Genomic DNA, 12,785 nt, shown 5'->3' with positions numbered 1-12,785 from the left:
GATTCAGATGCCATAAATTCGGTTTCGAAGATATGGTGATTCTTATTGCTTGTGGATTACACAACTTTAGAATCAGTCACAAAATGAGTCATATAACAAATTAATCTATATAATGTCTAATAATTATTTAGAATATATTTGTAGAAAGAAATATCTAAATAATGAATTTATGACTAAGGTAATTCACGTACATCTCATTTTCGAGAAGAAGGACTATTATTTCGGCAGTATCAGCGCCATCTACACCGTTCTAAATGACGCCCAAATAGGTATCAAAAAAAACTCTTTACTTCATGCTGGTCTCACTGACGGTGGCGTTAAAATAACCCGTAGAGCCATTATCAAGCAGTCTCACCTTATTCGTAGCACCCAAGAGTAACCTCACACCAAACCGCACAGAAAAGGGCTGAATTGTGCCTCAAAAAGCATCAATTCAACCCTTCGTGTTACTCTAATATCATTTTTGCTGTTTAGAACTTCATAGAAACTCTATTAAATTAGCCCATAATATAAGCAAATATAACGGAACGTTTTGAGTATATAAACTCTGTATTTTTGCGTCAATTCCCTTATTTATAGGTATTTCAACAACATTCAGCCTATCTTCATTTACGCACAAAGTGATTTATCCCCCGTAGAACCCTTTATCTTCTTCAGTTTCAACCCAAACTTCTGCATATTTTTTTCCTTTGTTGGATATATGTATTCCTGCATAAGAATTTTCTCCGCAGGAAAGTGACTTATAAATATACTTTTCGCCTATATACTTTTCATCTAGTGTTTTGATTGATGCGGAATAATTGTTTTTGCTATAGAGAAAACTTTTCTTGAGTGTCAATGTTAAATCTCCGTTGTTTTCTTGACAAGAGTAAACATTCCAATACAATTCTCCTTCTCCATCTAATGCATTTGAATAAAAGTCTATAACAAATCCATTTCCTTTATAGATGGTGGTGACATTGTCTGTTGCTTTATTAACAGGCTCGCAATAAGCATCGGATTCAGCATAGAAACCAGTGTACATTTGAGTAGTTTGTTCATCGTATAAGTTATGCTTCTTTAGCTTTGTCATAGCCTCTGTTGATGCATAGAAGAATTGATACATATTATTGATATACGTACTGTCTTTCAAGTAATTTGTTTCTTGGTCAAAATAAGCATCTACTTCCTTCCAATTTTGGAAATGATGTAGAAAGCTATCACGTGCCATTGTTAATATGGATTGATTGATTTCAATAAATTGCTCCTTGTTCAGCCTTTTATTTCTAATGATGTCTTCTCGCATACATACGATGTCATTGCTTATGTTCATTTTGGATTCTATGCTGTTTTGCAGACTGCTTAGTGCGTGGACAATTATTTCTGGCACTTCGAATTCTTCATCTCTAGATTCTGCAACAATTTCAAAAATATTAGTTGGATTATCAACAAGGGAAACCAGATCTTCGCTTATTTCTTTTAATACTTGTTGTAATTCTTGTTTGGCTGAAATAACCCGCTCATCATCTATATTAATGGTGGAAATTTCTTTAGATAGTCGCCTGCATCCTTGTATTCCAGTTTCCAAATCATTGACAAAATCAATAACGGTAGCTCCTTCCGGATACCAATAATCATAAATGTCAATGGATAACACCCAATTGTATTGCTCTATCATACTGATTGTATTGTCAAAATAGGCATGGTACTCTTTTTGCATTTCAACTTTGGCTTCTTCAACCGGATTGGGTGTTGTACAAGATAACAACAAGCATAGCATAGTCATGCTTATGAGTCGGAATTTATAGATATGGTTCATCATGATAATTTATAGATATATGGATATGTATTCTTGCATATTAAAATCAGAAAACGTGATATAATCCACTCTGGAAAGGTGTCGAGGATTTCCGTTTTTAGTCAATGTCCCTACATTTTCCATTGAGGATTATTGGGAGCAAGCATATCAATGATTTCCTTAGGACGCCTTTTCAGATAGGGACGCAAATTAATAGTATCGCCAAATCCAAGCAATATGATGGATTCTTTCATATCGCCTACAGATAGACGGATTACCTCTAAATTTTTGCGTTGCAATTCTTCATCAATCTCTTTGTCTAAGCTTTCAGGATTGGTGCAGCGTTGTGGGTAGAGATTTAGCATGATAAAGCCATCAAAGCCATTCCGCTCTGCAAATCCCATTACTTTTGTGATTGTCAAATCGGCAATTTGTTCGTTAGCAGTACTTGGATTTACACCAAATACGACTAGCTTTCTATCGCCTTCTTTAGTTAGTGAAAAGCGAAACTCATTCGCATTTCCTTTCATGGTTACATTTTCATATTTCATAATTTAGGATAAAAGTTTTGATTAGCGTAATTGAAAATAATAAGTTATTGTCCCTACTTGATTGCCTGTGCTGTCTATGGCATTAAAACGAGCCTTTTGGGCGGCTTCCATTGCTGCTTTACACAAGTCGGTACTTGATGTATTTGTTTGAGAATTAACACTGGTAGCTATTACGTATCCGGCTGGGTTTACGGTAATATCAACAACCACCATTCCTTCTTCTGCCACATTGTGTCTTGGGCGTGGTAGTCCTCCTACCAATGAACGCCCGGAAAGAAAGGCGCCATATCCACTTTCTTTTTGTATTACAGGTGAGGGGGCTTTTTCTATTTCATAATCATATTTGCGCCAACGGCTATGTCCACGATCAACCTCTCCTTCTATTGTTTCGAAATTATCTATAATAATAGAATGTAAATCAATTTTAACTGCACCTTCAGCAATGTCTCCGGTTGTTATGTCTTCACGATAACATTTCTGGCAAACCCCATGTTCGTATGTTGCGTGGAAGACATATATACCGTCGTCATCTTTAAAAGTCCAATCACCATCCATATAGCCATTCTCGTCAAACTGTCCACTAAAAGAACCCCTATAATGAAATAATCTGTGCCAAGTATAACCAATGTCTGTCCCTTTTGCAGAACCTACAAATTTTCCATCCTTAATAGTTAAAAGAAGTATACAAGCGTTATCACCTCCATTGATGAATTGATACATACCATCCAAAACCCCATCTTTATATGATAATTTCAGGGATTTCTTATATCCTTTGTAAATCCATTGGCCATCCTTTTTGTTATTTTTGAATTGTCCAGTAATTTTATGATAAGGAGTAGTATAAACAAAGCTCCCTTCATAAATTCGTCCTCCATCAGGATTGTCTTTGTATGAATAAGTTGCAGTTCCTTCTCGATACTTACCAGAATAAATCTTTAAAGACTGGGCGATAGACACATTCCATAAACTTAAGAATGTAATTAAAAATAAAATGTTTAATTTCATTATTGTTTATAAATTAGATCCCCCAGTTCCAAAAGGAGATTTATATACAGAAAAAGCGTGGAACTGCAATATCTGATATTCGAGAAGTCGAATAAAGACGAAAATGAAAAAAATAGCTAAACAAGTGCAAATATAACATCTAATATTCAATACTTTATGTGGTATCAGATTCGGGAATGACTTTTTAATTTGTCTTAATTCGTTGCAAGTTTCCTCGGGATATATGGGAACATATTTGGGAATTTATTTACCTTTGTCATGTAATCAAAAAGGTATAGCAAATGAAAATTTCCGTCTATCTGAAAAAATGTTCTGCGACCACTTCAAACATCTGCTTCCGGGTACGGGAGAAGAACGTGGACATCAAAGTGGTTTCCCCCATTGCGGTCCATGACAAGTATTGGGATGCCGATACCTTATGTTACAGGCGAACTACTGCAGTGACGGCCATTGAACAGAAGCGGGTGCCCGAACAGATCGCCGCCATCATCGAGAGAGCGGAAAAGACCTTCTCGGAGAAGGCTGACGGCAAGTGGATGAAACAGGTCATCGAGGATGTCCTGCATCCAGCGCGGGCTTTCGAGCGTGATCACCCGAACCTGCTCCACCGCATCCACGAGTACCTGGAAAAATATGACGGCGCGGAAAGAACCAAGGAGCACATTGTCCGCTTCGAGCGAACGATGACCAGGTATCACGAGTACCGGCGTGAATTATTGGGCGATACTGACTTCACGCTCTTCGTTGAAACTGTCACCCTGGGGCAGATGAACGACTTCAGGGAGTACGTCGCCAACGAGTACCTGCTCCGCCAGGAGTATCCTGACTTTTATACTCCCCGTATGCTCATCAACCACAAGCCCAAGCCTCTATCCAACACGACCGTCATCAATACCATGAACCTTTTCTGCACGTTCCTGCACTGGTGCAAGAGAATGAAGTATTCCGACAACGAAGTCTATGCTGTTTATGGCTGCAAGGAGCCGACCTACGGCGACCCGTTCTACCTCACATCGGAAGAGAGGAATGTCCTGTACGACGCAGACTTGAGCGACTGCCCGAAACTGGCTGTCATCCGGGACATTTTCGTGTTCCACTGCTATGTCGGTTGCCGTGTCGGTGATCTCTACAGGATGACCAAGGAGAACATCAAGGACGGTTTTTTGGAGTATATGCCTCAAAAGACCAAGAAGTGTCAGGCGAAAACCGTCAGGGTCCCATTGCATGAAAAGGCGGTCAGAATACTGGAACGCTATAGCGGGAATACCGGCAAGCTGCTTCCGTTCAAGCCCATCAATACTTACAATCTGGGTATACGGGAACTGCTGAAACATTGTGGCATTGACCGCATGGTCACCATTCTTGACACGCACGGCTACAACACCGTGCAGAAGCCCTTGTACGAGGTGGCCAGCAGCCACACGGCACGCAAGACCTTTGTAGGTAACCTGTACCGGCAGGTTCCGGACCCCAACCTGATAGCCTCCATGTCAGGCCACGTGGAAGGCAGCAGGGCCTTCCGGCGTTACCGGACGATAGATGATGACATGAAACGAAAACTTGTTGAAATGATAAACTGAGGAGGATATATACATGAAAGTAACAGCATTTATCAGAAAGACATCGGCGAAAAACAACGTGACGGATCTTGCTCGGGTCTATTTCCGTGTCCGGGATATCGGTGGTGTGGACATAAAGGCCGCGAGCGAGCTGTCCATCAACCCGAACCATTGGAGTCCGGAGAGGCAAGGCTACAAACCACGTGTGGCTCTTGTCTCGGAAGAGAAGAAGAACGCTCTCGACAGGGATATCCAGCAAATTACTCACCTGATTACCAGGGAATACAGCCGTGGAGTTGACGGGAACTGGCTCAAGGGACTGATAGAAGAATACCATCACCCCAACATCAATGCAAGGGGCGGCAACAAGGCTGACGAATACCTGTTGTCATACCAGATACAAAAATATGTTGACGAGACCCCACTCTCGTTCGAGAGCCGAAAACATCATCTTGACAATCTCAACAAGGTACTCCGTTACGAGCGTTTCCGCCATGAGGTCATGCACCAGAGGGGCTTCCATCTTTGCATTGACTCCATCACGGCAGATGACATAAGGGATTTCAAATTCTGGCTGCAGGAGGAGCACAAGTATGTTGACATGTATCCCGTGTTTTACCAAAACGAGGTCCGCCGTAATGTCGAGCAGGTACGTTCCGAGAACAGCATGTCGGGAAGCCTGTACCGCATACGCACCGTCATCAAATGGTGCATCAAGCGTGGCCTTACACGAAATAATCCTTTCGACCAGTACCAGATCGCGCAGCCCATGTACGGAGACCCGTTCTACCTGACACTTGAAGAACGTGACAAGGTATATTATGCCGACTTAAGCGGCATGGGCGCCAGCTATCCGGTCTATCGTGACATCTTCATGTTCCAGTGCCTGATCGGCTGCCGTGTCAGTGACCTGAACCGGCTGACCAAGGCGAATATCGTGGACGGTTGCGTCGAGTACATCCCCCAAAAGACCAAGCTGGAGCACGCGGGCACGGTACGGGTCCCGCTTAACCAAAAGGCTTTGGATATACTGGGAAGGTACAAGGACCTGGAAGAAGCTCTGCTCCCGAGATTCTCGCATTTCGGCTACAACAAGAAAATAAAGGAGATTCTCAAATACGTGGGAATCGACCGCATGGTCAGGGTGCTCGACCCGAAGACGCGCGAAGATGTGGCAAGACCATTGTACGAGGTGGCCACCACCCACACGGCGAGGAAGACCTTCATCGGAAACCTGTACAAGCAGGTCAAGGACCCGAACCTGATTGCCTCCATGTCCGGGCACTCTGAAGGTAGCCGTGCCTTTGCCCGGTACCGCAAGATAGACGATGAAATGAAGAAGGAGCTGGTAAGCCTTCTGGATTGACCGTTCCTTTTTTCCACCTATCCTTTTATATCCACCGATAATGTAATATGAATATGGACGAGCAGAAGTTGACATACGAACAATTCAAGGAGGATATTCTCCAGTGGAAGAACACGCACCGTGAAGAATACAACCGCTTCTCGCGCCTGATGACAAACGGTGACGAGAGGCAGTATCTTGCCATCTGCAAAGCCATATTCAGGCAACTCCCCGGCATCAGGCGGGAATGGGAATTGTCCTGGAACGATGACAGCACGGATGGCCTTGCAAATATAAACATGCAGTTCGCGGAGAACGCGGTACCCGGGCAGATCGTGGAGCTGTACAGGAAACAGAGGGAGGAAAACAATCCTCTGCCCGACAACGTTCCGCCGGTCACATTCTGGGGCAGGATAAAGTCCTTTTTCAGTGGTAAATCTTCCAAGCCGGGTGTCACCCTTTCGGCACCGCTCGTGTTGAGCTGGCTGTATTACGGAAAGAGCTTCGAGGCGATGGTCTCCATGATAGAGAAACAGATGAAGAACCCGAAAGCTGACAATGCAGACAGGCTGGGCTGTTCCCTTGTCGTCAAGCAGATAATAAACGTATCCATCAGGAACGGTTTCCGAACTCGGGCAGACTGGGACAGGTATTTTGCCATGAACAACGCCATTGAAAAAGGCCATGTCGGCGAATGGGCCTTGCAGACCATCACGGCTGACATGGAAACCGATGAAGAAAGCAGGGATACGATTACAACCCGGACCGAAGACAGCGTCAGGGGGCCTGTTGTACAACGCGTGGCCGGAAAGAAAAAAATCCAGGAACGGCCACTCGCCGATTATCTTGATCACGAGAACAAGGAAGTTGTATTACATCATATCCGCGACTTTATTTCCGTCAATACAAGTGCCATTCATCAGGCATTACCGTTCTATGTATTGAAGGAGCTCGGTCTGGTTGCCGGTATGCATACAGCCAAGGAGTACAGCATGGGGCTGACATTGCAGTTCACGGATTTGCCGTCATTGAAAAGCGAGAGCGCCATACGGCAGTCGGTCGGGTTCCTGAGAACGGCAAAACATGTGATCAAGGACGGCAAAGACCAGATGGCACCCCTGATAGAGAGTGACGAGAACCGGGAATTGTTCCAGAAATTGGCACAGGCTATCAGTAATATCCCAGGTACAGGCACGATGGCCATTGCAGAGAAATAAGGCTAATTATAACCTTTTCACGTTGTCACACGGACTTATATTGTCATGACAATTTAAGACAAATCACTATATATCAATTACTTTCAATTCATATATAGTTTTGCACCGTCAATCCTTTCCCGAGGGTTGGCGGTGCTTCTCTTTTATAAGCCATCGGAAGCGGGGCACCAGGGAACTTTTGAAGATGGTCATCACAAACTTCAAAATTGATATTTATGATTACCATAGAGAGTCTGGTCGAGCAGGGAGCGAACGTGAAACTGGAAGTCACTCCCACTGACCTTAAAATGTTCGCTGAATCCATCGTGCAGCGTACCATCATGGCGCAACAGGAAGAACAGAGAGCCGCGATACTGCGTGAAGCGGAGGAGACTTATCTCAATACAAAACAGGTCCGTGAGTTGCTGAACGTGTGTGAGGGCACGCTCAACCTGTGGGCGAAACGAGGCTATCTCGTACCGGTCAAGGTCGGTAACAAGAACATGTATGCCAAATCTGATGTACGCCGGGTACAGACAGGCAACAAGTCCGAGAGTGTAACATCCTATTGCAAGAGAAAAAATGTGTGATATGGCAACCGGCAGGCTTGAACTGTGTAACAGAATCCGCATGGAGGCGGAGGATATTGAAAGAACGGGATTCCCGCTGGAGGTCCTGCCCCAGGCCGTGCAGTCTGTCATACTCGATATGGCCACATACGAGAACTACAAGATCGAGTTTATCGCGACGGCCATGTTGTCGGCTGTATCCGCGGCCTTGGGAGGCGCATACCGTATCCGCATCAAAGGAGATTGGCAGAGCAGCGGAGCGTTGTACGTCATTCTGGTAGGCAGGCCAGGACTGGGCAAGACCCCACCGCTGGAGGCCGCATATCGCCCGATCCGGAAACGTGACTATGCCCTTTTCAAGGTGTACGAGGCAGAAATGGAGGAATGGAAAGCCGCGGGAGAAAACGGGAAGAAACCTGTCCTGAAACGCACTGTAGTCTCTGATTTCACTCCCGAGTCGCTTTTACTGACCCACCACAATAACCCGAGAAGCGTGGTCATTCTGGTAGACGAGATTATGGGCATGTTCAATTCCGCCAACCGTTACACGAACGGGCAGCTCATAGAACAACTCCTGACCGCATGGAGTGGCGGGGCTTTGGATGTTACCAGGGTAAACTCCCCTGTTCCTGTACACATCGAGCATCCATGCATAAACATCATCGGAACCACGCAAACCAAGCGTGTACACGAGCTTCTGAAAAAAGGTTTCGAGGAAAACGGGCTGCTTGACCGTATCCTGTTCGTGATGCCCAAATCCCCCAAACTGTCATCCTGGAGAAACCGGGATGACGATGGGGAAAGGACATCCTTGGCTGCAGTCCGTTGGGAGAACATATTAAACAAGGTCCTTGCATTGGACTATGACACCGAAGCGGAAGAAAAAACACCCCACGTGCTGTCTATGGACAGGGAGGCCAGGGAATACTTCTTCTCCTGGTGGAACAGGAAGGTGGAGCGTATCAACCAGATAGAGGATGATGCCGAGGTGGACAGCCGGGAAATGAAACATCCGGCCCATGTAGCCCGTCTGGCATTGATAATTCAGGTTTTGCGCCACGCGTCCGGTGAAAGTCACCTGCAGTTTATAGATGTATCATCGGTGAAAGCCGCCATACGGCTGAATGACTATTTTGAAGAGTCATACACGCGTATCCGTTCTTTCGTGGCGAATGACGCCTGTGAAGACCCTCCCAAGGTGCTGCTGTCTATGTTGCCTGATACCTTTGATACAAAAACAGCAATAACTGTTGGAAAGGAACGGCAGTGCGTCAGCGAGCGGACTGTCATGAATTACCTGAAGGAGTTATGCCGCAGCAGGCTTCTCCGGAAATCAAAAGCCGGACATTACGAGAAAATCATGTATGATAAATCTGAAAAATCCAATGAAAGCGATGATAAATCATCCCCACGAAACTGCAACGGATGATCCCTTGTTGCAGCCTGCAGTCTTTGCAGTTTTGCAGTTTCGAGGACTGAAAAGGGGAAATTCCTGCAAGACTGCAAGAACTGCAAACTGCAAATGACGGTTTTCATTTGCAGAAACACGTAATTGACAACATTATGAACGAATATAGATTCCATCTTCAAAAATACAAACCGGGCAGCAAGACCGTCTGTCCGGGATGCGGAAGGAAGTCCTGCTTTACCCGTTATATCGACGAGGCGGGAGAGATTTCTTTCCCAGGATACGTGGGTAAATGCGACCACATCAACAGTTGTGGCTATCACTATTCCCCGAAAGAATACTTCCGGGACAATCCGTCAGCAAGGGAAATATCTGCTGACCACAAAATGAATGGCAGTGCATTTACGGCAGTAAGGTATGCAGCCAAACAACCGCCAACAGAACAAGAACCGGAGATTTCTTGTCTTCCCTATGATTGGGTGGAGCAATCCATGCGCGGGTACGACATCAACCCTTTGTACCGATACTTCTCCAAAGTGGCGGGAAAGGAGGAAGCCGGCAGGTTGTTCCATGTTTACAAAGTCGGCACGTCAAGGATGTGGAACGGTTCGACCGTGTTATGGCAGATAGATGTCAAGGGTAACGTGCGTGCAGGCAAGATTATGGGCTACGATGCCGTAACCGGGCACCGGATTAAAGAGCCTTTCAATCAAGTCAACTGGGTCCATTCTGTAAGAAAAGTGCCGGATTTTCACCTGAAGCAGTGCCTGTTCGGTGAGCATCTGCTTTCGGACACTTCCGCTGCCATGTCAGCCAAGCCTGTAGCCATTGTCGAAAGCGAGAAGACGGCACTGGTTGCCGCCCTGTTCATCCCTGATTTTGTATGGCTTGCCACCGGGGGAATGCACGGCTGTTTCAACAGTGAGGCCATGCAGGTGTTGAAAGAACGCGAAGTGATTCTTTTCCCCGATCTCAAGGCAACCGACGAATGGCGGCAACGGCTGCCGATGCTGGAGGCTGTCTGCAGGCGTGTCACCTGTTCCGACCTGCTGGAGAAGATGGCGACCGATGAACAACGTAGTCAGGGACTGGACATTGCCGACTTCCTGCTGATGGAGGACACGCCACAGATGGTTCTCGCGAGGATGATAGAACGCAATCCAGCGTTGCAGACCTTCATCGACATTTTCGGACTCGAACTGGTGGATGTAGGAAAGATTGAATGAAGGAGGCGCAATGGACAGCTCGCTGTCCCGTGAAAAAGGGGTTGTAAAATCCCGTAGCTTATTAGGGCATTTTCACCGTCTCCGCTTCGCGTCCGGCAGTCAAAAAGCCCATAAGCCGGGGAACTCCTCAGGCTCCCGGGTGTGCCTCCGGCTGTCTGACGGGATTTTACAACAAGAATAACAATAAAATAACGAACAGATATGAGTAATACACAATACGCTGTCTGCCACCTGCAGCGTGGCAGCGGCAATGACAGTGGAATGTCATGTCATATAGAAAGAAAGGATGCCAAGGGAAAGATTTATGTGCCGGTTAATGCTGATGCGGACCGGACACATCTCAACCGTGAGTTGGTCAGATTTCCCGATGGCGTGTCCAATCGCACCGAGGCGATACAGCACCGCATCGAGACCGCCGGGCTACGCCGCAAAGTCAGCAAGAACCAGACAAAGGCAATACGCGTAATGCTGACTGGAACGCATGAGCAGATGATGAAAATTGCCAATGATGGCAAACTGGACAGTTGGATCGATGCCAATCTTAAATGGCTAAGGGAAACTTTCGGAAACGAGAACCTTGTATCGTGCGTGCTGCACATGGACGAGAAGACCCCGCACCTGCACGCCACAGTCGTGCCCATAGTAACCGGTGAGCGTATCCGCAGGAAGCGGGAGGGCGAAAAGAAATATGAAACGAAGTCCGGACCCCGCCTGTCGGCGGACGATGTGATGCGCCGTACCAAATTGCATGAATACCAGAACAGCTATGCCAAGGCCATGAAACCGTTCGGGTTGCAGCGTGGAATTGTCGGCTCTACCGCCAAGCATCAGACAAACTCGGAATATTACAGGCAGCAGGTAATCCAGTATGAAGAGGATATAGCCAAGTTACAGGCCGATGTGGAGAAGGCGCAAGAAGGAAGGAACACCATCCTCGCGTGGTTCGGCAAGGGAGACCTTGCCAAGACAAAGAAGGAACTGGCAGACAAGGACAGGCTGATTGCCGAACTCAATAAACAGATTGAGGAACTTCAGGCAGAAAAGGTACGGTTGCAGGAACAACATAAATCAGAAATCGGAAAACTGCGAAACGGCTATCAAAAAGAAATAGACAAAGCCATTCATCAGGCGGAAGCAGCAGAACGGCAGTTCAAGGAGAAGGATGCACTCATAGACAGGCAGCGAAAGCAGATAAGTTTGCTTGACCGCAAGGCCAATTCCCAACGTTACAGCCTCTCGTCCGGTGCCGAGCTTGTACGTATCAATGTCTCAAACTATCGGAATCCGTCGCTTCACATCTGGACACGGGTCGGTGATGAACTTTTTGAGAATATCAAATTCCAGATAGACTATGATGTGGCCCAAAGACATTTCAACGGCCAGATCACGAACGAGGAGTTTGTCAACGCTGTATTTGATCCGCAGGAACAGGTAAATGGAAAACAGGCGGAATTGCTGGGTGCCGTTTTCACCCTTGCCGCTGGAGGACCGGCGGAAGTTCATGTTGGCACTGGATCTGGTGGCTCATCGTCTGACCTTCCGTGGGGTGAACAGAAAAACAAGCAAAGTTATCGGAAAAAATAAGCCTAAAAACCTTTTATGGAGTAGAATAGATGTAATTTTTCGTTATTCTAACAATCGTATGAGATTTTTTTCTTATCTTTATGTCCAAAATTTGACAATTCAAAAATCGTTCCAACAATGAGTAATTCTTTTGTAAGATACCTTTTAGAAGGAAATAATTACCCTTCAAATGGACAAGTTGTATTTGACTCTTCTGATCATATACGTTTCCAAAATGGACAAAATGTATCTGGACATAACTACGGATGTAATCGTCGACTCGTAATTGAAAAAAACATTCAAGGGGATGAAGGTTATACAGTTACAATGTATAATCTTGATGGAATACATCCGTTGTGGCAAAATAATGTGCAAATGGCTCCAAAACGTATGCATATAATAAATGTGGCTGGCAATATTGTACAATTACGAGGCTATGGTTTTGACATGATGGGAGCCTCCTTTGCAGACTATGGCGTCTCTCTTTTAATTGAAAATGGAGCCATTTCTCGAGCACAGCTCGATATGTATGACAGAAATATTAGTATTGTATATTTAAAATAATAGTAATTATCATTTTGGGGTT

The 12,785-nt window shown here is 45.5% G+C and carries 12 protein-coding genes; 9 read left to right on the top strand and 3 right to left on the bottom strand.

Annotated features, from left to right (window positions below; translation table 11 throughout):
* Positions 1-169: 169 nt before the first annotated feature.
* On the top strand, positions 170-379 hold the full coding sequence (locus H8S52_RS05485; protein WP_039950951.1) for a hypothetical protein: 210 nt from the start codon (positions 170-172) through the stop codon (positions 377-379).
* Between the two features lie 246 nt (positions 380-625).
* On the opposite strand, the gene H8S52_RS05480 is transcribed toward H8S52_RS05485, so the two are convergent.
* From H8S52_RS05480 to H8S52_RS05470, 3 genes are all read right to left on the bottom strand, one after another.
* The gene (locus tag H8S52_RS05480) at positions 626-1,801 is read right to left on the bottom strand and encodes a hypothetical protein (RefSeq protein ID WP_186909426.1); all 1,176 of its coding nucleotides are present in this window, start codon (positions 1,799-1,801) and stop codon (positions 626-628) included.
* A 107-nt stretch (positions 1,802-1,908) separates the two neighbouring features.
* Positions 1,909-2,328: a DUF1643 domain-containing protein gene (locus tag H8S52_RS05475; RefSeq protein WP_117941130.1), complete on the bottom strand. Its 420-nt coding sequence runs from the start codon at positions 2,326-2,328 to the stop codon at positions 1,909-1,911.
* A 21-nt stretch (positions 2,329-2,349) separates the two neighbouring features.
* Entirely contained in the window at positions 2,350-3,333 is a 984-nt protein-coding gene (locus H8S52_RS05470; RefSeq protein ID WP_237975108.1) for an energy transducer TonB, read from the bottom strand.
* A gap of 281 nt (positions 3,334-3,614) precedes the next feature.
* Between H8S52_RS05470 and H8S52_RS05465 the strand changes: the two genes are divergently transcribed.
* The 8 genes from H8S52_RS05465 (at position 3,615) to H8S52_RS05430 (ending at position 12,763) form a co-directional block, all read left to right on the top strand.
* Positions 3,615-4,913, top strand: a complete 1,299-nt coding sequence (locus H8S52_RS05465; RefSeq protein ID WP_127075629.1) for a site-specific integrase — start codon at positions 3,615-3,617, stop codon at positions 4,911-4,913.
* A 13-nt stretch (positions 4,914-4,926) separates the two neighbouring features.
* The gene (locus H8S52_RS05460; protein ID WP_061411606.1) at positions 4,927-6,258 is read left to right on the top strand and encodes a site-specific integrase; all 1,332 of its coding nucleotides are present in this window, start codon (positions 4,927-4,929) and stop codon (positions 6,256-6,258) included.
* Positions 6,259-6,305: 47 nt separating this feature from the next.
* Positions 6,306-7,454: a DUF6043 family protein gene (locus H8S52_RS05455; RefSeq protein WP_061411608.1), complete on the top strand. Its 1,149-nt coding sequence runs from the start codon at positions 6,306-6,308 to the stop codon at positions 7,452-7,454.
* A gap of 215 nt (positions 7,455-7,669) precedes the next feature.
* Positions 7,670-8,023 carry a helix-turn-helix domain-containing protein gene (locus tag H8S52_RS05450; protein ID WP_061411610.1) on the top strand — a complete coding sequence of 118 codons (354 nt, stop codon included), beginning with the start codon at positions 7,670-7,672 and terminating at the stop codon, positions 8,021-8,023.
* A complete protein-coding gene (locus H8S52_RS05445; RefSeq protein WP_061411612.1) occupies positions 8,016-9,431 on the top strand; it encodes a YfjI family protein in 1,416 nt (471 codons plus the stop codon). Before H8S52_RS05450 ends, H8S52_RS05445 begins: the two co-directional genes overlap by 8 nt.
* A 134-nt stretch (positions 9,432-9,565) precedes the next feature.
* Positions 9,566-10,636, top strand: a complete 1,071-nt coding sequence (locus tag H8S52_RS05440) for a DUF6371 domain-containing protein (protein ID WP_061411614.1) — start codon at positions 9,566-9,568, stop codon at positions 10,634-10,636.
* Between the two features lie 201 nt (positions 10,637-10,837).
* Positions 10,838-12,220 (top strand): MobV family relaxase, encoded by a 1,383-nt coding sequence (mobV, locus tag H8S52_RS05435; RefSeq protein WP_061411616.1) that lies wholly within the window; start codon positions 10,838-10,840, stop codon positions 12,218-12,220.
* 117 nt (positions 12,221-12,337) lie between these two features.
* Positions 12,338-12,763 carry a hypothetical protein gene (locus H8S52_RS05430; protein ID WP_061411618.1) on the top strand — a complete coding sequence of 142 codons (426 nt, stop codon included), beginning with the start codon at positions 12,338-12,340 and terminating at the stop codon, positions 12,761-12,763.
* Positions 12,764-12,785: the final 22 nt, after the last annotated feature.

It is taken from the genome of Bacteroides sp. NSJ-48 (assembly GCF_014287405.1).
Classification (GTDB): domain Bacteria; phylum Bacteroidota; class Bacteroidia; order Bacteroidales; family Bacteroidaceae; genus Bacteroides; species Bacteroides stercoris.
The sequence above is the reverse complement of the archived record's forward strand: the minus strand, read 5'-3'. Positions and strand labels throughout refer to the sequence as shown.